Annotated in this window: 14 protein-coding genes; 6 read left to right on the top strand and 8 right to left on the bottom strand. The window is 44.2% G+C overall.

What is annotated here, in order from left to right:
• The first annotated feature begins 101 nt into the window (after nucleotides 1–101).
• A complete protein-coding gene (locus ISG33_RS09725) occupies nucleotides 102–806 on the top strand; it encodes a FadR/GntR family transcriptional regulator (RefSeq protein WP_195733405.1) in 705 nt (234 codons plus the stop codon).
• Here ISG33_RS09725 and ISG33_RS09720 read toward each other — a convergent pair.
• From ISG33_RS09720 to ISG33_RS09695, 6 genes are all read right to left on the bottom strand, one after another.
• Complete coding sequence (locus tag ISG33_RS09720) at nucleotides 796–2,286, bottom strand: mannitol dehydrogenase family protein (RefSeq protein WP_195733404.1); 1,491 nt, start codon at nucleotides 2,284–2,286, stop codon at nucleotides 796–798. The genes ISG33_RS09725 and ISG33_RS09720 overlap by 11 nt on opposite strands.
• The gene (uxaC, locus tag ISG33_RS09715; RefSeq protein ID WP_195733403.1) at nucleotides 2,283–3,695 is read right to left on the bottom strand and encodes a glucuronate isomerase; all 1,413 of its coding nucleotides are present in this window, start codon (nucleotides 3,693–3,695) and stop codon (nucleotides 2,283–2,285) included. The genes ISG33_RS09720 and uxaC overlap by 4 nt, the downstream gene beginning before the upstream one ends.
• A 16-nt stretch (nucleotides 3,696–3,711) precedes the next feature.
• Nucleotides 3,712–4,899, bottom strand: a complete 1,188-nt coding sequence (gene uxuA / locus ISG33_RS09710; protein WP_195733402.1) for a mannonate dehydratase — start codon at nucleotides 4,897–4,899, stop codon at nucleotides 3,712–3,714.
• A 108-nt stretch (nucleotides 4,900–5,007) separates the two neighbouring features.
• Nucleotides 5,008–7,896, bottom strand: coding sequence for a TonB-dependent receptor (locus ISG33_RS09705; protein ID WP_195733401.1), 2,889 nt, complete (start codon nucleotides 7,894–7,896; stop codon nucleotides 5,008–5,010).
• A 227-nt stretch (nucleotides 7,897–8,123) separates the two neighbouring features.
• Nucleotides 8,124–8,954, bottom strand: a complete 831-nt coding sequence (kduI, locus tag ISG33_RS09700) for a 5-dehydro-4-deoxy-D-glucuronate isomerase (RefSeq protein WP_195733400.1) — start codon at nucleotides 8,952–8,954, stop codon at nucleotides 8,124–8,126.
• A gap of 25 nt (nucleotides 8,955–8,979) precedes the next feature.
• Nucleotides 8,980–10,287: a DUF4861 family protein gene (locus ISG33_RS09695; protein WP_195733399.1), complete on the bottom strand. Its 1,308-nt coding sequence runs from the start codon at nucleotides 10,285–10,287 to the stop codon at nucleotides 8,980–8,982.
• Between the two features lie 289 nt (nucleotides 10,288–10,576).
• On the opposite strand from ISG33_RS09695, the gene ISG33_RS09690 reads away from it, so the two are divergent.
• From ISG33_RS09690 to ISG33_RS09670, 5 genes are read left to right on the top strand one after another with little or no spacing between them, the layout of a single operon-like run.
• Complete coding sequence (locus ISG33_RS09690) at nucleotides 10,577–11,947, top strand: glycoside hydrolase family 88/105 protein (RefSeq protein WP_195733398.1); 1,371 nt, start codon at nucleotides 10,577–10,579, stop codon at nucleotides 11,945–11,947.
• A gap of 17 nt (nucleotides 11,948–11,964) precedes the next feature.
• Nucleotides 11,965–12,738 (top strand): 2-dehydro-3-deoxy-D-gluconate 5-dehydrogenase KduD, encoded by a 774-nt coding sequence (gene kduD, locus ISG33_RS09685; RefSeq protein WP_195733397.1) that lies wholly within the window; start codon nucleotides 11,965–11,967, stop codon nucleotides 12,736–12,738.
• Nucleotides 12,738–14,096: an alginate lyase family protein gene (locus ISG33_RS09680; protein ID WP_195733396.1), complete on the top strand. Its 1,359-nt coding sequence runs from the start codon at nucleotides 12,738–12,740 to the stop codon at nucleotides 14,094–14,096. Before kduD ends, ISG33_RS09680 begins: the two co-directional genes overlap by 1 nt.
• Before the next feature lie 17 nt (nucleotides 14,097–14,113).
• On the top strand, nucleotides 14,114–16,594 hold the full coding sequence (locus ISG33_RS09675; RefSeq protein ID WP_195733395.1) for a glycoside hydrolase family 2 protein: 2,481 nt from the start codon (nucleotides 14,114–14,116) through the stop codon (nucleotides 16,592–16,594).
• 60 nt (nucleotides 16,595–16,654) lie between these two features.
• Nucleotides 16,655–18,355 carry a hypothetical protein gene (locus ISG33_RS09670; protein WP_195733394.1) on the top strand — a complete coding sequence of 567 codons (1,701 nt, stop codon included), beginning with the start codon at nucleotides 16,655–16,657 and terminating at the stop codon, nucleotides 18,353–18,355.
• Between the two features lie 57 nt (nucleotides 18,356–18,412).
• On the opposite strand, the gene ISG33_RS09665 is transcribed toward ISG33_RS09670, so the two are convergent.
• Together ISG33_RS09665 and ISG33_RS09660 are read right to left on the bottom strand one after the other, a co-directional pair.
• Nucleotides 18,413–19,846 (bottom strand): DUF1501 domain-containing protein, encoded by a 1,434-nt coding sequence (locus ISG33_RS09665; RefSeq protein WP_195733393.1) that lies wholly within the window; start codon nucleotides 19,844–19,846, stop codon nucleotides 18,413–18,415.
• A gap of 10 nt (nucleotides 19,847–19,856) precedes the next feature.
• The gene (locus ISG33_RS09660; RefSeq protein WP_195733392.1) at nucleotides 19,857–21,689 is read right to left on the bottom strand and encodes a DUF1800 domain-containing protein; all 1,833 of its coding nucleotides are present in this window, start codon (nucleotides 21,687–21,689) and stop codon (nucleotides 19,857–19,859) included.
• Nucleotides 21,690–21,699: the final 10 nt, after the last annotated feature.

Genomic DNA, 21,699 nt, shown 5'->3' with positions numbered 1-21,699 from the left:
TAAGAGCGTCGTTCGATTTAGTAACGTCTCGACAGCGCTACGCAGCTTTTTAGAATTAAGTTTGTTTCGCAGTATTAGCCTACAACACAAAATTGGATGTTATGGACAGCCTAAAATTACAAATAGTGAAGAGTGATCGGCTTTACATGAAAGTGGCCGAACAACTGAAGAAGCTTATTGACAGTGATGCAATAAAGCCCGGCGAGAGATTTCCATCGGAAAGAGAGCTTGCCGAAAAGCTTGGCGTCAGCCGCCCGACTATTCGTGAGGCCATGATCGCACTAGAGTTGTCAGGTGTTATCGAAATACGAACTGGCTCTGGAATATATGTAACCGATACAAAAGCGAAAATTCAACCTGAGCTAAATGATAGTGGTGTTGGGCCTTTCGAAATTTTAGAAATACGCTATATACTTGAGGCCGAAGCATGTGCACTTGCTGCTGCTCGCATTACTGACGAGCAAATTGAAGAGCTGCGTCAGGTTGTTAATGAAATGGAAGAAGAGCAAAAGCAAGCCGATGCCTCTGAAAAAGCCGACCAAAAATTCCATTCGATCATAGCCGAAGCATGTCAAAACAGTGCCATATCATCGGTAGTAGATTGGCTTTGGGATCTGCGTAATGAATCTACCTTAAGCACTGCATTTCTAGAGCGCATACGAGATGAAGGCGTACATCCCTCAATCGATGAGCATAGGAAGATACTGCAGGCACTAGAACAACGCAATCCCGAGAAAGCTCGAACAGCAATGAAATTACATATTGAAAACGCTACTGCCAACGCAGCCGCACATTTTAATAAGTAAGTTGTTTCAGATAAGTCTCTACACCGTGCTCATCTATCGCGTGTAGAGCACAATGAAAATCATCATTGAACTGCTTGTTCAGCTTTAATTGTCGAGGTATTAAGCTGGTACTCTCATAGATAGCCAAAATTAACTCACTTGGGCTTTCCCAATATTTATCAACTATTGATGTTAATTCTGTAGCCAGCGGGTCTACTACGTCATAAAAGCCTTCAGGCTCATTTGCCTTTTTGATGTAACGTAGCCACGATACTAAGGTTGCAAGCAGCACGCTATTCGGCTTGCTATTTCCTTGTGTGTACAACTCGTTTAGAGGCGCTAGTATTCGCTGTTGAAGCTTCTGCGAGCCATCTGAAGCTACTTGTTGAGTTTCATAGGCGATATCTGAATTTGAAAAACGCGCAATAATTTCTTGCTGATAAGCCGCTAGATTAAAGCCCTCAAATTTTGGAATTGTTGGGCCGCTTTCGTCCTTCATCATCTGATGAACGATATTGGACAGTAAATCACTGCCTATAGCTTCGTGTATATATCGATAACCAAGAAGCACACCCATATAAGCTAGCGCAGAATGTGAGCCATTGAGAGTACGGATCTTGAGTTTTTCATAATCGGCAACCTTATCAACGAACAATACCCCTACTGACTCCCAATCAGGACGCTCAGTACAAAAATTGTCTTCTATAACCCATTGCTTAAATGGCTCTGTAATGATTAAGCCGCGATCTTCATAACCCGCACTCGCTATATGATTTTCGATATCAGTCTGGGTAACTTTCGGTACAATACGATCAACCATACTTGAACAAAAAGTCACATTCGCTGATATCCATTCAACTAGTTCAATTGATATCTTAGTTGCGAGTGCAATAACGACTTTTTCCGTAATTCTGCCATTTTCAGATAAGTTATCGCAACTAATTACAGTAAGTTTAGAAGTGTGTGAGTATTCACTTTTCATTCTGAGCTGGCAAGCCAATACAAGATAACCAGGCATTGTTACAGGCTGATTTGGATAGAGAACATCGTGTTGCACATCCTCTGCTTCCCACATCAAAGTGCCTGTAGCTTGATCAAAATAATAGCCTTTTTCAGTCACTGTCAGGGTTATTATTTTGATGCTGGGACTCGCTAAACTCGTTAATAATTCGGATTGATTTTGACGAGCTGATATGACCTTAGCAACCGAAGCAATTACTCGTGATGTCGACTTCCCACCACTTTTCTCCGTAACGGTATACAAGCCATTTTGAGGATTGAGCTGATTAGCAACCGTCGGACTACGAAGGCTCACACCTGTAATACGCCAATCTCCGCCAGCCCGCGCAATCGCGTCGTCGGTAAAGACGGCTTGATGCCCTCGATGGAAAGCTCCTATGCCGATATGCAAAATACCTACGCCATGCTCCGCGGGAGCATATTTTGGACCGTCGATCTCCTCAGGTAAGTTGCTCAGCATAGTGGCATTTAACCGGCTCATAGTTTGTAGGCCTTTTTCGCCAAATGATAACTTAAGTCATGTGCTAACTCATGCGCCTCAACTAAGGTCAGGCGGTGATCAGCGACAAGCTCGGCGAGGAACCCACAGTCGATACGACGAGCAAGATCGTGTCGAGCAGGAATAGACATGAAGGCTCGGGTATCATCATTAAAACCAACCGTATTATAGAATCCAGCGCTTTCCATAGTTTGCTGACGAAATCTCTTCATACCTTCAGGGCTGTCATGAAACCACCAAGCAGGCCCTAGTTTAAGACTCGGATAATGCCCAGCTAAAGGCGCTAACTCGCGACTATAGGTAGTTTCATCAAGCGTAAACAATATGATCTGAAGCTTGGGATTATTGCCGTGCTTATCCATCAGCGCCTTGAGATTCTTGATGTATTCTGTAGGCATTGGTAAATCTGCGCCTTTGTCACGGCCATAGTGTTCGAATACAAAGTCATTATGATTGCGATAACAGCCCGGGTGAATTTGCATGACCAAACCATCATCGATACTCATATCGGCCATTTTAGTCAGCATATGCCCTCGGAATAATTCCGACTCCTCTGGGCTTATGCGGCTTAGAAGTGCCTTATCGAATAATTTTGCCGCCTGCTGCTCCGATAAATCAGCCGTGAAAGGCGTGAGATGCCCATGATCACTTGAGGTCGCGCCATGGGCCTTAAAAAACTCTCGACGATTGGCTAGAGCCTTTAAATATCCTTTGTATTCAGTGGCGTTTTCACCCGAGGCATGAGTTAACTGAGTAACTTGGCCAGAAAAATCTGGAAACTCTGGGTCAAGCACATTGTCAGGGCGAAAAGCAGTGAGCACTTTTCCGTCCCAATCTGATTCCATTATGGCTTTGTGATGCTTTAGCTTGTCTAAGGGATTTTCTGTTGTCGCTATTACCTCAATATTAAAGCGCTCAAACAACGCTCTGGGTTTGAAATTATCTAATTTAAGTTTACTGTCTATTGTTTGATAATAGTGTTCTGCGGTTGAGGAGTCGAGGGCGACATCAAAACCAAACACTTCCGAAAATACGTAATCCATCCACATCCGCGAGGGAGTGCCGCGAAATAAATAGTAGTGATCAGCAAATATTTTCCAGATTTCTTCAGGTTTGGCATGTCGAGCTTCTTCACTATTTCCAATACCTAGAGAATCTAAACTTATGCCCTGTGAATAGAGCATACGAAACACATAATGATCCGGTTGGATCAATAGTTCGGCGGGATTAGAAAAAGCAAGATTATTGGCAAACCAAGAGGGGTCTGTGTGCCCATGCGGGCTAATAATCGGTAAATCTTTAACTTCATTATAAAGTTCGACTGCGATTTTTCGGATAGTTGGGTCGGCTGAAAAGAGTCGCTCAGGGTGCAAATTTAAAGGTGTAGACACTAGATATTCCTCATATTTAGCGATTTATTATGCTATCAACAGTATGAATAACGCCGCGCAATTCAGCCAAACCTTTCAGTCGACCGACGTAACTGTAGCCCGGTTTTACACCTTCCTGATTAAGCTCATCATCCATTAAATGACCATGATCAGGTCGCATTGGGATCTTGAGGTAGTTTTCTGAATTTTCATCTTTACGACGTTTTTCTTCGCTCAATAAGGCCTCAACTAAGCCAACCATGTCGTTGTCACCATCGAGGTGGTCTGACTCATAAAATGAGCCGTCATCTTCGCGGATCACGTTACGTAAGTGCACAAAATAGATACTTGGCCCAAATTGACGCACCATCTCAACCAAGTTATTGTCGCCACGAGCTCCATATGAGCCCGCGCACATTGTGAGACCGTTAGCAGGGCTGGGGCATGCCTCAAGCAAGGCATTTGCATCAGATGCTGTTGATACCACTCTGGGCAGACCGAACAAAGAGAAGGGAGGATCATCTGGGTGGATGCACATTTTCGCACCTACCGACTCAGCAACAGGAATGATTTCTCTGAGAAAAGCAAAGAGGTGCTCTCGAAACCCATCTGTACCCAAGTCGATAAACTGCTGTATTGTAGTGCGAATTTCGTCTCGGGTATAAGACCCTTCTCCACCAGGTAAACCAGCAATGATATTCCTTTCTAACTCTTCCCGCTCGAAATCGCTCATGGCATCAAAACGTTTCTTCGCTTTACTAACAACATTGGGCTCGTATGAGGCCTCTGCGCCATCGCGTTTTAGTACATATACATCATAAGCGGCAAAGTCTGTCATTTCGAAACGCAGGGCGTGACTGTTGTTTGGCAGTTTGTACATTAAATTGGTTCGGGTCCAGTCCACCACTGGCATGAAGTTATAACAGATTGTATATACACCGCATTTAGAAGCATTAATAATTGATTGTTTGTAGTTCTCAATATATTTTAGGTAATTGCCGGTTCGCGTTTTGATATCGTTGTGAACCGGAATACTCTCAATAACATCCCAGCTTAAACCCGCAGCTTCAATGACATCCTTGCGCTCTTGGATTTGCTGTACCGTCCACAAATCGCCAGTCGCCACTTCGTGTAAGGAGCTGACGATGCCCGTCGCACCAGCCTGGCGGATCTTTTGTAAACTAATTGAATCGTTCGGTCCGAACCATCGCCAAGTTTCAATCATCTTAATACCTCTTAGCTACTGTTTCATGGTAATAACACTAGCTTCCTAATAAAGTGGCGATAGCTCCTTTGGGGAAAGAAGACCATCGCCGTCACACAACACAAACTGCTATAACTTGTATTTAAATCCTACGAAGAATCGACGGCCGGAATATTCAATTCGATTGTAGGCTTCAGCCGCAACCCTTTGCTCGACATAAGGTTCATTAGTTACGTTAAGAACTTGGAACTTCGCACGTAAGTTCTTAGTAATTTTGTATTGAAAGTCAAAGTCGACTCTTTCGGTGTCATCAACAATACGATTCGTTTGGGCTAAGTTTGGACCAAAGGGCTTCAAATATTCTGAGCGGTACTTGTAGCTTATGCGAGCCGAAATATCGCTGTTTTCCCAATACACTTGGCTACTAAAGTTATGCTTACTCAAGCCATTAATGTTTGCTGGCTCAATTTGCTCTAAAACCTCATCGGAAATATTGCCACCTGCTTCTGGAGTTTCAAAGTCCGAGTTTGCAAAATTGTAGTTTAATGAAATACCCAGCCCCTCTAAGAAAGCAAATTGATGTACTGCAGTAAGTTCATAGCCGTTAATTTCAGATTCGTTATCAACAATGCTCACGCGACCGTTCACTAATACGTCATAGCTCTGGCCATCAACAATCACTTGCTCAACGCCGCTATCCACCTCAAAACTAGCGTTAAATTGCTTGTAGTATAAGGCTGCAGAGAACATCGTATCTTCATTTAGGAAGTAGCTATAGCTAACATCGTAGTTATCTGATTCGAGTGCCTCTAGGAAAGGATTACCCAAGGCCGTAACATTGCCCGACAAGGCCTCTTCAACTGTTGTGAATTCATCATCAACATCAACAGCCGAGACGCTTCTTGCTGCGCCGTAGTACCACATGTCTGGTCGAGACAGTCCCTCATATATGGCAAAACGTAGTTGGGATTCATCAGTTAAACCTAAGGCAATATTTAAGCTAAGTAGATTATTACTGTACGAGTTCTCCAAGGTATTGAAATCAATCACATCAGGGTCGGTAACAATGCTAATAAAGCCTGCACCGTCTGTTTCGACATTAAATGCAGTTCTAATACCCACTGAGGTAATATCGGTTTCAACATGACGAATACCGAAGTTACCATCAACAGTTACATCACCAATCTCAGAGGAAAAATCAGCCATCAAATAAAAGGATGCAATTTCTTCTGTCAGGTTAATATCGCCCGTTGAAGGCGCTTTTGGATCAACCGATAGGTCGTTATCACCAATCAATGAATCGTAGGCACATTGAGTATTGAATGTAGCCCATGAACTAAAACCTGGCTTCCCGTCATCTCCGTATTCATCTTGCGGAAAGTCGATAAGGCAATTATCAATCACTGTTTGCAGCGCTTCAGGGCGCTCGGCACTTGGTGTACTTAACCTCTCTCGTTCTTCTTGATAATTCTGATGACGATGATTGCTAATAGAAATACCAGAACGTAAATTGTAAATGAGATTATTATCAAGGGCGTATTCAGCATCTAAACGATAAGAACTAATACGGTCATCAATTTCAAATCGGTAGTTTCGTATTTCACTGTCAGCGTTAAAATATGACATGTCTTGTATGTCTGCAGTCCAGTCTTCAGCTGAACCAATTGGATCATTGAAATCGGAATATACGTTAGTAACGGTTGGGAACAGTTGACCATCGGAATTTTCCCAATCATAAAACTTACGCTGACCTCTAAATCTTGCCCAGGTGCGTGTTTGGTAGCGGTTTGTCCCAGAAAAAGCACTGTCGAAGTTCAGGTGCAAACGATCAGTTGCTTGCCAGTCTAAATTGAGGCCAAGACCTTGATACTCTTCTTCTCGAACACGATATTCACCGTAAGAGCTAATGCGAGACTCACCCGTGTAACTTTGCAGGGCGCCTTCGTCATTGATTGACCAATTTGAAATTCTGCGACGGCCATCATCCCATAGTAAGTCGTGACGGTCTTCGAAGTAGAAGCGGTTCGACCACTGGCCATCTAAATTAATGTCAAGATCCGCTGTTGGACGCCACTGTAAAGCCAATAATGCAGCATCTCGATCTTCTTCTGACTTCATTTGACGATAAAAGAAGGAATTAGGAATAAAATAATAAGCGCCATCTTCTGCCGCGCCACCATTAGCCGCGGCCCGCGCATCGCTGAAACTACAATTACTGCCGCCATCAAGAGCGAAGTTTGAATTACAATTTCTGAGTGTTGAGCTCGTATTATAACTTTCCTCTGGCGTTGATGAATCGACCCCCGCATAACCAATTGCAATTCCAATTTCGCCAAGTTCGTCTAGCTCATAGGTATTGGTATAGGAGACTGAAGACCGGTAGCCCCAGCCATTTTCATCGTCAAACTTAGCGTGATAATCGTTATAGTTACCACGTAGCTCAGCTTGGAAACGCTCTTTACCATAGTCTACTGGCTTTATAGTTTTCAAATCAATAAGGCCTGAAACACCGCCTTCAAGTAGATCAGCTTGCTGTGCTTTATACACAACAACCCCATTGACTAATTCAGAAGGAAATTGGCTAAAAGCTACTGAGCGGTTACCACTACCGGAAGAAATTGGTCTTCCATTAACCGTTGAAAAGCCTAGGAAAGGACCCAAGCCTCGAATTGAAATTTCACTCGCGTTACCCTTGAAGCGGTCGCCCGTGACCCCTGTAATACGCTCAAGCGTTTCTGCAACGGATAGGTCAGGAAGTGTCCCTAGATCAGCTGAAGACAATGCATCAACAATCGTCGTTGCATTTTTCTTTTCAGCTATGGCATTTCTGAAAGAATCAGCAATACCTTTTACCTCAATAATTTCAATAACGCCATCGTCGTCACTTTCCTGTGTTGCGGCAGCGTGTGCTGCGCTAAGTTGACCGATTGATAGCGCTGATGACACAGCAAGTGCTAGCAAGTGCTTGCTTTTTTTGTATGTGCTAGGGCTTTTCCCTGAGGTATATGGTGTGTGCATTGTGATTCTCCAATAATTATTTGTACGTCACTGCGTTACGATCTTTTTGCTGCCTTATTCGAAAATGTGGGAGTCTTGTATGCGACTAGTTGTGTTCATCGCGGTGCTACCCTTAATTTTCTAAACAGCTTGTTGCCGCTTCAGTGATATGCGTCCTACACCATAGTCCTTCAATACCACCTTAATGTCAAGTGGCCTTACCAATTATTTTAACCTTAAATTTACAATTAGCTGATATCTTCTAGAGTTAGATGATCCATATCATCGAACTCTTGGTTCTCTCCACCCATAGCCCAAATGAAGGTATAGTTTGTAGAGCCTACGCCGCTGTGTATAGACCAACTTGGCGAAGCAATAGCGGTTTCAGGTTTCATTACTACCGCTCTGACGTTAGATGGCTCTCCCATAAAATGGAATACTCGTTCGTGACTTGGGATATCGAAATACATATATACTTCGGTGCGGCGAGCATGGGTATGAGGGGGCTTGGTATTCCATACATTACCCGACGCAATTTCAGTAATGCCCATGACCAATTGGCAGGAGTCAAGAGTCTTAGGACAAAGTGACTGGTATATTACGCGTTTGTTCGATTGCTCTTGCTCACCTAAATCGAGTTTATTGGCGTCGGCCTGTGCAATCAGTTTTGTCGGGAAAGCAGTGTGAGCAGGATAGCTAACTATATAAAATTTAGCAGGTTGCGCCGCATCCTTGCTCGTAAACAACACTTCTTTGCTACCTCTTCCGATGTATAGGCTGTCTTTGTTAGCCATGTCAAACACAACGCCATCAACACTTACTTGCCCTGCTGACCCAATATTAATTACGCCAACTTCTCTACGTTCACAAAAGAAATCGGAAGCCAATTCCTTGTGTGTGGGCAATACCACTGTTTGACTCAAGGGCATTACGCCGCCGACGACAGCACGATCTACATCTGTGTAGGTAAGCGTTATTTGGTCGGCAACAAATAGTTCAGGCACCACAAAGCCCTTCTCTAATTCTGCGTTGGTCATTCTTTTGTAACTGTTTTGATCGGGTGTTAATAAAAATTCCATGGTCGTCTCCGGGAGTAAACTGGTGCTATTTCACCAATATTGGATTATTAAGATTATTCTGTACTTCATTTAGGTATTTAACAAAGCCTTGCATGTCGCTAAACATCTTGTTCTCAGCTTCCCAAGCTGCTAAGAAGTAATAGTGAGCTTCGCTTGCATTTATGCTTACGGCTATATTCAGGTCATTGTCGAGCTTGCTTTGTCTGCATTCATAAAAAAGGGCTAAGCCAAGATTATCGTCGTTCAAACTTTGTTTTCCGAAACTTGCTCGATAGCACCACTTACCTATTGTATTTTCGCTATCTATTGTATCAACGCTGTGATCCACAATACCCGTGGCCCACTTGTCTAAAGAACCAGCTTTTGCGATTACTTCAGTTAATCTTTGCCCACCTGCAATTCGATAAGTAGCATTTAAGTCATAGGTGTCATTACCCACTTGCCAGGCATCAGCTTCAAGTAGTACTCCAGAAAATACTGCGCCATTGAAAACTTTTGCCCTACTTGCATCGAATTGACTCACTTTTACAATGCCATCATCGGTATTGGCCGCAACTGCACCTAAGCCGAGAGAAGCACCGACTTTTAACACATCCATACCCCATGGGGCTAAAGCATGATAATCACCGCCGTCTAAACCCACTTTTTTTAAAGCTAACTGGGCTTTTTGCTTGGCGAAAACATCGATGGCCCCGCGATTATCAAAATAGTAGCGATAAGCAGCAAGCTCCGATTCCCAACCGAAGCCCTCGTATTTGAAGAGCTTATTGCCAATAGTGTGATCGTTCGGTAGCGTAAAGCTTTGCATTTGAACGTATTGACCGCCTTTGAAGCGCTCATCATCACCAAGTGAAGCGCCTACTCTAACAGCTAATTCAGCATAAGCTTTGGGGCTTGAAGATGATGCTTTCGCACCGTTATTCAATGTGATAAATGCTAAATTTTTACTTTCATTAGCGTGCAAATCTACTTGCACTACTAAGCTTTTGTCGTTGCTATTTGGACGCTCAACCCATTCATGTTTGAGTACGGTAGTATCGTCTAATACCACAAAGTCTTTGTCGATTCTGATTCCTGCCGGCAACTTCGTGTAATCAATAAAAACTAACTCATCCTTGCGAGCCATATTGAGTGGATTGCTAATAGTGAGGCTTTGTAAAGTGCTGCTTTGACTTATGCTGAAGTCGTGCTGGAGTTCTTTATTCGCTACCCCATTACTTTCATTATTTGTATGCTTGCTATCTGCACCACACGCAGTTAAACCCAAGGTTGCGCTTAGCAATATGAGTGATAGCGCTCGATTTTTAAGTATTGGGCTAGGCCTTTTAAGCATGACTTTCATCCTCGTTTAGTTCGCAATTGGTGATTCATTTCAGCATTAAATGAGTCGATAATGTTGCTAGATTGTAAAAATTTAACGTAGACATATTTTATAGAGCAATATACTATAGCTAAATTGGTAATGCCACATTACCAAATAAATAAACTTTTCCTTTACTACAGACATTGCCGTAAAGCACTGCTTGTTTATAGCAAAACTGCTAAATAGCATATTGGGTAAATATAACGAAGCCCCTGCATAGGTTTCACATAAAGGAATAAAAATGAATAAGGCGCAAGTTATGAAAACAACACAATTTACGACGAAAAAGGCAGCTGTATCTATTGGTAAGCTTAAGATCATATCGGTAGTAGTGGCTACCGTTTTGGGCCTTTCTGCTTGTGGACAAGATTCGGCAAGTTCTGCTGCTTCCAGTAGCCCAGCTAGTGACAACTCAGAAGCGAATAAAAACAAAGCGAGTTTGGCGCGAAATACTCAGCAAGTACCACATGTTATATACAAAGTTGATTATGCGCAGCCCAGCGAACTTAGTTACACGTTCAGCGATGAAATGAATCCAGAAGCACTATCAGGCGTTGTAGAAGCCGTTGCCGGATGGCAGCTAGCACAATTTGATATTCGTTCGAACAAAATGCGCTCTGAGATGCGCCCTAGTGGTATTCCAAACGGATGGATGTACGCGACCTTGCATGTAGGACTGTGGCATTGGGCTGAGGCAAGTAACTCAGACCTCTACCGCCAAACTGTGATGAACCTATCACAGTTAAACGACTATCAGCTTGGACCTCGCGTATATCATGCCGATGATCATGCAGTTGGCGATGTTTACTTATCTATCTTCAATAAATATCAAGGTAATTACAGGATCGCAGACACCATCGAGCATTTTGACCAAGTTGTTGCAGAGCCAAGCACAGTGAGCCTTGAATTCGTTAATAGCGACAAGGAGACACACCGCTTTGAGCTCAGAAACTTCACTGACCCTCGTTGTACTAGCAGATGGTGTTGGGCTGATGCGGTATTTATGTCGCCACCGGTTATGGCTCACTTGTCGAAAACGACAGGCGATGCGAAGTACCTCGAGTTCATGGACAAAGAATTTTGGGAGATGACAGAATACCTTTTCGATAAAGACTACGGGTTATATTTGCGCGACAGTCGCTACTTTGAACGAAAGGATGATCAAGGACGTCCAATTTTTTGGGGCAGAGGAAACGGTTGGGTCTTAGCAGGTTTAGCCAGAACAATAACGTACTTGCCAGATGATTTCGCTAAAAAACAAGACTATATCGATCTGTTCACGTCTATGAGCAAAACCCTGCTCGATTATCAACTGGAGGATGGCAGTTGGCCTTCGTCCTTGTTAGAGAAAAATGCCGACACACATTCCGAAACCAGTGCAACTGGCTTGCTTGCCTATGCATTAGCCTGGGGTGTGAATAATGGCCACCTTGATGAAGCAACCTTTAAACCGGCGATTAAGAATGCATGGACGTCGATTGTGAATAACATCCATCCTAACGGTAAAGTGGGCTATGTGCAGCAAGTAGCCTTCGCACCAGGAAGTGCCACCAAAGAAGATACGCAACTTTATGGAAGCGGCGCCGTGATACTTGCAGCCTCTGAACTTTATCGGATGAATACAAAGTAACTGCATAAGGAAGGAAAATGAGCGACTATTTACACAACATGTTTTCACTTGAGGGCAAAGTTGCCCTCGTAAGTGGTGCTAGCAGAGGCCTAGGTAAAGCCATGGCAATTGCACTTGCAAGCGCTGGCGCAGATCTGATTTTAACGGCAACCAATGAAGCGAACCTTCAGGGCACAAAGGATGAGATTCATGCCCTAGGTAAAAAAGCGCGCGCAATAGCTTGCGATCAAAGTAAGCCTGAGCAAATACAGGCAGTGTTTGAAATCGTTGCTGAAGAGTATGGTCGGCTTGATATTTTAATCAACAATGCCGGCACTATCCGACGCGCACCAGCACACGAAACCTCAGACGATGACTGGAACCACGTAATCGACACAAACCTAAATGGCGTTTTCCAGTTTTGCAGAAATGCCGGAAAATTGATGCTCGAGCAAGGTTCAGGCAAGATTATTAACGTCGCCTCATTGCTGACATTCTCAGGCGGGATTACAGTGCCAGCTTACGCAGCAAGTAAAGGAGCGGTAGGCCAGTTAACCAAAGCGCTAGCTAATGAATGGGCAAACAGTAACATTCAAGTTAATGCGATCGCCCCGGGTTACTTTGCAACCGACAATACTCAGCAACTACGTGATGATAAAGAGCGAAACGCGAGTATTAGTGCACGTATTCCCACCGGCAAATGGGGACAACCGGATGATTTAGCCGGAGCAGCAGTATTTTTATCAAGTCAAGCCTCCAACTATGTCAACGGTCACATTTTACTGGTTGATGGCGGATGGATGGCACGCTGATGAAATCCATGCTAACTATTTCGCAGAAACTGACCAGCGTGCTTAAACGCAGCCACTTAGCTTTTATGACCTCGCTCAGTATGGTCTTTTGTCACACAGCGATGGCAGTTGAAGACGCACCAAGCACCGCTCTGCAGTCGGATTACATACCCGCTAAACTGTTGTTGCTTGATGAGAGTGACTTGGCCAAAACAAAAGCGAAATTTCAGAACGGTGACGCGTCGGTTAAAGAAGCGCTAGACCGTATTATTACAGCCGCCGACAAAGCACTTAAAGAAAAATACTATTCAGTCACAAGCAACCCAGAGATCCCAGCAAGCAAAAACCCTCACGATTATTTCAGTGTTGGGCCCTACTGGTGGCCCGATAAAAATAAAAAGAACGGTCTTCCTTGGATAAGAAAAGACGGCGAAACGAATCCAACCTTTCGTGGCCCAAGTGCCGACAACAAAATGTTTCAGCGTCTAGTAACAGCGACACACGTGCTTTCGCTAGCGTACTATTTCACCGAAGAGGAAAAGTACGCGCGCAAAGCAAGCCGCTTTATTTCGCATTGGTTTTTGGAACCTGATACCAAAATGAATCCTCATTTAAACTTTGCACAAAGTATTCCGGGCAGAGTTGCTGGCCGCGGCATCGGTATTATTGAAATTAGAAATCTCAATCGTATTTTAGATGCTTCGGTACTAATACAGCCCTACACTGACCTAGCATTTGAAGAGCAATTCGCAGAGTGGAATACGATCTTTTTGGGGTGGTTGCTAGAGAGCGCGAATGGGCAAGATGAAGCAAAAGCGCGCAACAACCATGGTACATTTTACGACAGTATTGTAATCGGTTTGGCCTTGCACTTAGGTTTTAAGGATATTGCGGCGCAAGTGACAAGCCTTACAAAGCAGCGAATTAGCAGTCAAATTAACAAAGACGGCAAACAGCCTCATGAATTAAAAAGAACTCGCCCATATAATTACACGGCTTTTAATTTAGTGGGTATGACTAGCAACGCTAGAATGGCCGAACATCTCAACATAGACCTATGGCAACAACCCAATAATTCAGACCAGCGAATTATGAAGGCCCTCGATTTTGCGATTGAAAACCTCTCGAACGAAAAATGCTGGCCCGGCAAACAAGAGAAAAAAATTGAGTACTATAAGCTGGTTAGCCCAGCCCTTTTTATCTACAAAGCATATCAGGATGATAGCGAAGTAAGCAGTCGAATTGACTCCTTTTTAAAAGTCTTGGCAAAAAAATCACCTCAAGCTGAACAGCAGTTAGCCTTGTGTGCCGTGCTGTTTGATTACCCTTTCACTTTAGCCCCGAGTAATGATGCGAAGTTTCGCAGCTGCACTTATTAATACTTAGGAAGCAAATAATGACTAATGCACAACCACAGCGTTATTTACGACATTCACATATACGGACATCTCGATGGCTTTACGCTATTTTGCTCTTGGTATCATCACTACTGACGGTTACAAGCACTTATGCTGCTGCATCAAAGCCAGCGCCAAAAGAGCAAGTCATCCCTTTCAATAGTGATTGGCTGTATCTGCAAGAGAATCACAAAAATCTAGCTGATGCCCTCGCTAGTAAAAACTGGGTAGAAACAAGCTTACCGCATACTTGGAACGCAACCGACACAATGGACGCGACTCCTGGCTATCGACGCAATGCAAGTTGGTACAAAAAAAGTTTTGAGGCGACCAGTTTTGATGGGCTTACGCACCTTTATTTTGAAGGTGCAAACTTTGAAACCCAAGTGTATTTGAATGGAAAACTAGCGGGTGAACATGTAGGTGGCTACATAGGCTTTACTATCGACTTAACTCCCTTGGTAAAACCGAAAGGTCAAAATGAACTTATGGTGCGTGTATCTAACCGCTTCAACCCTAACCTTATCCCATCACAAAAATCTGATTTTTTCTTGTTTGGCGGAATTACAAGAGACGTTTTCCTAAAGCGCTTACCGACAACCTATATCGACTATATGGCAATAAAAACGCCTAGCGTAAGTGCCGAAGAAGCTACAACGCAGGTAAGTGTTGACATCAACGCTGACGCAAATACTACCTACACCCTCAAAGCAGATATTATCTCGCCTAGCGGTGAACTGCTGCAAACAACAACCCAAGAAGTGACGGTGAGCAAAGGGAAAAACTCGACTAAAATCGACTTTGCAAAACTCGCGTCACCGGCTTTATGGTCGCCGGATGAGCCCAATCTTTATCAGCTAAAACTAAGCCTTCAAGACAGTCAAAGCAATGAAATTCATCATAAAATAGACAACTTTGGTTATCGCTGGTTTGAAATGAAAGCACACAAAGGCTTCTTTTTGAATGGAGAGCGGGTGCTGATTCGCGGTACGCATCGCCACGAAGAACATGCAGGTTTAGGCGCTGCTTTACCGAACGAAATACATCGCCAAGATATGCAGATGATTAAAGATATGGGGGCTAACTTTGTGCGTCTAGGTCACTATCCGCAAGATCCAGAAGTGTATAAAGTGGCAAATGAAATCGGCCTTTTGATTTGGGATGAGCTTCCGTGGTGTCGCGGCGGAAAAGGCGGCGCTGAGTGGGAGAAAAATACTGAGCACCTATGGAAAGCGCAAGTCAAACAAAATATGAATCACCCCAGTATTGTATTTTGGTCACTTGGCAATGAGATCTATTGGGAAGAAGACTTCCCGGGCGGCGGTGCCACCGAAGTAATCAATCCTTACCTCCAAAAACTGCAAGACATGACTAAAGAAATGGATCCTTATCGTCTTACGTCTATTCGCAAGTATTATCCAGGTTCTGACATCGTTGACTCTTTTTCACCTTCAATTTGGGCGGGTTGGTATGGTGGCTCCTATAACCAATACGAAGAGGCATTGAAGAATGCGCATGCAGAATACCCAGCGTTCCTTCACATGGAATACGGTGGTTCGAGCCACGTGGGTCGCCACACCGAAACGCCAATCAGCTCAAAGGGCCTGCGAGGTGCTCAGGTATCGGTTTCTGAAGCGGTGAATCAGGCAGTGGTCAGAAGCGTAGCAAAAGACAGCGACTGGAATTCTAACTATATTGTCGACCTCTTTGATTGGCATTTAAACGTATCAGAAAACCTGCCTGATTTTGCAGGCAACGCACAATGGGCCTTTAAAGATTTTGGCACGCCATTGCGCCCCCTAAATCCATTGCCATATACAAATATGAAGGGCTTGGTTGATCGAGAGGGCAACTTTAAAGATGCCTATTATGTGTTTGCGAGCTACTGGAAAAAAGAGCCCTTCTGCTGGATAGAGTCTCACACTTGGACACATCGAAATGGTCCCAAAGAAGGACGTGATGTTACCGTTTATTGTAATACCGATAGCGCCGAACTCTTCCTCGACGGAAAGTCACTAGGCAAAAAAGATAAGCAAGCCGGAGTGGTTCCAGCCGGCGGATTAGTATGGAAAGTCCCGTTTGAAAACGGCCTTAATAAGCTCAAAGTCGAAGGCTTTCGCAATAATAAAAAAGTCGCCGAAGATGAACATGAAGTGACTTATCTAATTGGAAAGCACGGCAAATTTAAAACGATTAACTTGCAAGCTAAGCATGTGGAAAGTAATCGTTGGCTGATTAGCGCAGAAGCGGTCGATAAGGACGGTAACCGTGTACTCGATTACTCTGAGCGCGCTTACTTTTTCAATATCGGCGAACAGGGGCAACTAGTTGAGAACCAGGGTACTCCCGCTGGAAGCAGCGTGATTAGTATGGCTAGTGGCTTCGCTAATATCGAGTTTATTGATGACGGCCAACCCAGCATCATTGAATATCGCGGGCAAAATGTAAAAGGCGTATATGTCGAAATAAACCCGAAGTAAATGCGCAAGCACCGCAAAGAGACCAACCTTGCGGTGCTTTCTAAGCAAAGGACACAAACAATGACAGCAACAATAATTACTTTTAAAAAAGCCTACTCAAAAGTATCGCTAGGCATACTCGCTAGCGCTTTTATTTGCGGCTCAAGCTTCGCAGTCGATCACAAGCATTCTGATCATGACCTACCTAAGTTATTAAATGACCCTAGTGTTAGCGCGGCAGAATTTTTACCCGATTATTCCTACGCGGGCTATGCGAACTCAGAAAGAGAAGCTAATACTGATGCATATAAAACCATATACGTGGAAGATCATGGTATTAAAGCCAATGATGGCTTAGACGACAGTCAGGCCTTAATTAAACTTCTCGACAGCATTCGCTACGAGGAGCAAGCAGTAGTGCTTCAGTTTGCTGCCGGCCGCTATATTATTAGCTCAATTATTTACTTTGACCGAGATAACCTTGTTATTCGTGGCGAGGGCACTGGGGCTAAGGGTACTGAATTTTATTTCCCTCGCCCATTGATCTATGCACCTGATGCTCCAGAGCTCAAAGAACTTAAAGAATACTTAGTGTCGCTTGATAAAATACAAAAAGAGAAAGCAAACAACATTTATATTCCCTTTACCGAATGGGCCTGGTCAGGCGGCTACTTTTGGACCCGAATAGAAGGCCAACGTGTAAAAAAGTATCTTGATAAGTATGATGAGCCAATTGAGTCCTTAGCTAAGCCTCTCAGCGGAAAACAAGGTGATTTTTATGTAGAGGTGGCGTCGGCTGAAAAGCTCAAAATAGGCGAGGTTGTTGAACTTCAATGGTACAACTCAAAAGGTAAAAACGCCGCAATTCTTGATGAGCTCTACCAAAACCTAGTCGACAAAGTTGGCTCACATCATTGGAACTTTGCTAATCTGGCCCTAGCGCGTCAGCAAAGTGAAATCGTCGCAATTAATGGCAATCGAGTGCAGCTCAAAACACCACTATTGCATAATATCAATGCCGATATGGAAGTGAACATCGCATCCTGGGCACATCTCACTAACATTGGCTTTGAACACTTTACGATGACTTTCCCATTCGCCGAACGAGTGGCTCATCATGTTGAGCAGGGCTTTAATGGTATTTACCTCACTCGCCTTTATAATGGTTGGGTCGATGATGTTAAAATCACCAATGCCGACAGCGGGATTCTTACCGAAGAAGTGGCTAATCTCACCATTAAAAATATCGTAACTGACGGTGAAAAATTCGCTCACTATTCAGTTCAAATGGGCGCAGTACACAACGTGCTAGTTGATAACCTCGTGGTTAAAAATGTGGTGGAGCACCCTTTAAGCTTCAATACTTTCGCAACCAAGAGTGTTTACCTTAATAGCAGAGTTGAACAACAACCTGTGCTTGACCAGCATAGTGGCGTTAATCAACAAAACTTGTTTGATAACATATCAGTAAATGTTCAGCTTGATGATAAGCGTGAATACCCTCTTTTCGCCGGTGGTGGTGCAGGATATTGGAAACCTTCACATGCTGCCTATAATTCATTTTGGAATATTAAGGTTCATTTTGAGAACGGCCATGCGAGTAATGCACCTGTGTTATTAAATGGTATGAAGGACGGCCCACGCGCGCGAGTCGTAAGCGTTCATGGCAACTTACCTATCACTGTCGAATATGGCCCTCAAGCATATATTGAAGGCACTAACCATGAATATACTGATGCGCCTTCCCTGTTTTATTATCAACTCAAAAAGCGCTTAAATTAAGGATGAGCGAGCGAAATACACCCGCTTATGCAGAGTTGTTTCATAGCGACCTGAACGTTAACTGTTTGATGTCGCTCGCATGAAACCCAGGTCTTTAACTGCAAAGTTATTTAGGTTGGGAAACTCTTCATTGATTTGTTCGGAGCTTAGTCCAAACCAACTGCCAAGTGTTGATGCGTATTGCTCAACTGACACACGTGGAATGAGCCGACCGCGGTTGTCTGTGTAGTCTCCCCCAGTGACATCAAAGCTGGGGAAGTGACCATACATATTGCCGCCATCAACGCTTCCACCTGCAATAAAGTGGTGTCCACCCCAACCGTGGTCAGTGCCATCACCATTATCGTTTAGCGTACGACCAAAATCCGAAGCCGTAAACAAGGTAACTTTGTCCCACATGTTTTGCTCAACCATGGCGTCTCTAAATGCCTTAATGCCGTTTGCAATTTGAGCCTGCAAACTCGGAACAGTATTTGTTTGTGATGAATGAGAATCGAAGCCGCCTATTCCCACAAAAAACACCTGCCGCTTGGTATTTAGTTGCTGATTAAGCGAAATAGTTTCAGAGACCATTTTTAGTTGGCCGCCTAGTCTTGTGTCGGGGAATGTTGTCGCAAATGTACCAACTGAATTGTATGCATTCGCAAAGGTAATGCCGTTAGTGACACCTGCCGCCTGCAATCTTGCCGTGTCTCTCTCAAACACATTGTCGCTAGTGAAATTATCTCGTCTGAGGTAAGCCAGTAATTGCTCCCTCGCGTCGTCGTAGTTTGAACTACCACCCAAACGCCACCTTTGTTCAGCAGCATTGATTCGAACCGGTCCATTTGGAGAAACACTAAAGCCTTTAGCGGTTTGCCCGCTTAAGAAAGTGTTACTGCGATCAGTGGTAATTCCCATGAAGGTTGGATCTAGTGCATCATTAGAGCGCAAAGTAGCATCGAGTAACCTGCCACCCCAACCCACCGTTGACCCTTCGGTATTTAAAGCCATCCAAGTAGACTGCTGGTCATTGTGTGAAAACAAACGAGACGGCACACTTACCGATTGGTCCTCGAACTGCTGACGAGTTACTGGTTGTAACAATGGACCAACACTACCTAACACAGCGAGTTCATTATTATCAAACATTTCATGTAAAGGTCTCATTTGAGGAGGTAAACCAAAACTGCGCTCACCTAAGTTCAAAGGCCTCGTTGGGTTGAGTGTCAATAAATTGTTTATATTGCGAGAGGATTCTGCAGAGTTCGAATTGTAAGCATTCATAAGCTCAGAGCGTCTAGCTGCAAACATGTCATAAGACGCTTGATCAGTTGGTAACAAAGTGTCGTTATGATCTAGTCCACCGTAAAAAAACACGCACACTAGTGCTTTGTAATCATCAGCTTCTTGAGCAACAGCACGGCTGGGCACAAGGCCGCCTAGCATACTTGCGCTAAATGCCATTGCACCTGCACCACCTAAGAACTGTCTTCTTGAAATTTTTGACATTAGCTTTCTCCTAGTAGATCACAGTGAATGAAGGGTCATTTACAGCCATAATGATTGCGACTCTAACGCGAGTTAATCGATCTGCATCTGCGCTTGCGGATAAAATTGAAATCGATGAGACGGCATTTTCAATCGCCGTCTTTGAGCTCTCCGTCATTCTTCCACCAGTCAACAGCATCGATAAATGCTCAGCTAGTGCAGCTGGGTCGTCCGCTAATGCTAGTTGTCTTGTATAATTTGGAGTGTAGGCGTCAACATTACCGGCTGTGGGGGTAGTATCCAATATGTAGTTGGTCATAAAATTCGCGTAACCAATTGCAGTGCCGGAATTAACTAACTGAAATTCTGGTGTCGTTAAATTCATTTCACCACTTTCTGTGCCCGCTGCTACATAGCCAGGTCGATAGAAATTAAAAACGGAAGGCGCTGCGAATGGGCGCTGTCCTAAGCCCTCGGATGCTCTGTCAATGTAAAAGCGCAACCATACTTCAGCTGAACTATTCACATTTTCAAGCTCAAAAGCGCGCGCCCAATGCAAGAACCTTAAAACCGGCTCGCGTATTTTACCCGCGGTTAATAACTGCTCATCGCTGATTTCTTCTTTCGGCGTGAATAAGCTAGGCTCTAGCAAAATGGCGGCTACAGTAGCAGAAAAATCGCCACGCTGACCGCTACCAAAAACCTTATCACCGAATGCGGTGAATTGCCCACTCTCAAAAGCATTGGCAACGCGTTCAACATACTCAGGACTCGGATGAGATGAGGTAAAACGCTGGATGAGTTGACGCGAAATAAAGGGCGCTACATTAGGATGTTCAAAGATAGCATCTAAAGCCAAATCGATGGTTTCGGTGCCAGGGGTGTTCGCGGGAATAACCGTGCCTAAAAAGTTCTTTTCGAGCTGGGAATGTCTGTTTTCACGCATAACCATTGGCTTGTAGTGTGCTGCAGTTCCTTGTTCAGCAGGGTCAAAATCTAAACCAGTGAACACTCGTGCTAAATTAACAATATCGTCATTATCGTAGGTTTCGATAGCCTCTCCACCAGCCAGCTTAAGCTCACCGGTCATCTCCAATTCGACCAGGCCAATGCTAAATAATTGTAGAATTTCACGAGCATAATTCTCGTCAGGTAGTCGACCTGTTTCAGGATCACCGCGGCGATTTCCTAAATAGGTTAAATAAGACCCCATGAGTGGTGTGTAGGTTATGTCTTGAAGTAGATCACGATAGTTGCCAAACGCATTTTGACCAATCATGTCTAGATAATAAGTTTCACGCTGAGCAACTCGCTGATTAGCCACATTAGCTACAAAAATCTGTGATAAAGCGAATAACATACGTTGACGAAGCATATCATCGCCAGTAATTGCCGCGTCCCAGAAAAACTCTAGGTGGTAACGTTGAGTACTTGTAAATGACCAACGTCGTTCAGGGTTGTCAGTAACTCGTAACTTGGGGATAACCCGAGGCAGATAAGCGTTGTAAGGTATCGCTAGTTGCTCTTCGACCCAGTCGGCCGCATCAGTACCAACTAGTTCTTGTATTTGCTCAGTCGAACCACCAAATCCAGCAAAGGACAAAAAACGTTGTGCCGACGCAAAATCGTGCATGATCGTCGGTGATTCTTCCGGCTCAGGATCTGGTTCAGGTTCCGGCTCAGGCGTTGGTGGTGGAGGCTCAGGCGGCGGTGGTGACGGTGGCTCAGGCTGTGGTGGCGGTGGCTCAGGCATTGGCGCAGGCGACACAGGTGGCTCAGCAGCTTCGTCACTCCCACCACAGGCTAACAGTGCGAAACAAGTTAGTAACACCCAACTTAATTGTTTTAATTTTACGCCTGACATTTTGCAAACC

It is taken from the genome of Marinibium conchae, assembly GCF_015595035.1.
Lineage (GTDB): Bacteria > Pseudomonadota > Gammaproteobacteria > Enterobacterales > Alteromonadaceae > Glaciecola.
This window is presented reverse-complemented; position numbering and strand designations above follow the sequence as displayed.

Bases quoted from the DNA above. Each gene is read 5' to 3' on its own strand.
- ISG33_RS09675 (WP_195733395.1), top strand. From the start codon at position 14,114: ATGACTAATGCACAACCACAGCGTTATTTACGACATTCACATATACGG.
- ISG33_RS09690 (WP_195733398.1), top strand. From the start codon at position 10,577: ATGAAAACAACACAATTTACGACGAAAAAGGCAGCTGTATCTATTGGT.
- kduD (WP_195733397.1), top strand. From the start codon at position 11,965: ATGAGCGACTATTTACACAACATGTTTTCACTTGAGGGCAAAGTTGCC.
- ISG33_RS09660 (WP_195733392.1), bottom strand. From the start codon at position 21,689: ATGTCAGGCGTAAAATTAAAACAATTAAGTTGGGTGTTACTAACTTGT.
- ISG33_RS09665 (WP_195733393.1), bottom strand. From the start codon at position 19,846: ATGTCAAAAATTTCAAGAAGACAGTTCTTAGGTGGTGCAGGTGCAATG.
- ISG33_RS09670 (WP_195733394.1), top strand. From the start codon at position 16,655: ATGACAGCAACAATAATTACTTTTAAAAAAGCCTACTCAAAAGTATCG.
- kduI (WP_195733400.1), bottom strand. From the start codon at position 8,954: ATGGAATTTTTATTAACACCCGATCAAAACAGTTACAAAAGAATGACC.
- ISG33_RS09705 (WP_195733401.1), bottom strand. From the start codon at position 7,896: ATGCACACACCATATACCTCAGGGAAAAGCCCTAGCACATACAAAAAA.
- ISG33_RS09725 (WP_195733405.1), top strand. From the start codon at position 102: ATGGACAGCCTAAAATTACAAATAGTGAAGAGTGATCGGCTTTACATG.
- ISG33_RS09680 (WP_195733396.1), top strand. From the start codon at position 12,738: ATGAAATCCATGCTAACTATTTCGCAGAAACTGACCAGCGTGCTTAAA.
- ISG33_RS09720 (WP_195733404.1), bottom strand. From the start codon at position 2,286: ATGAGCCGGTTAAATGCCACTATGCTGAGCAACTTACCTGAGGAGATC.
- uxuA (WP_195733402.1), bottom strand. From the start codon at position 4,899: ATGATTGAAACTTGGCGATGGTTCGGACCGAACGATTCAATTAGTTTA.
- ISG33_RS09695 (WP_195733399.1), bottom strand. From the start codon at position 10,287: ATGCTTAAAAGGCCTAGCCCAATACTTAAAAATCGAGCGCTATCACTC.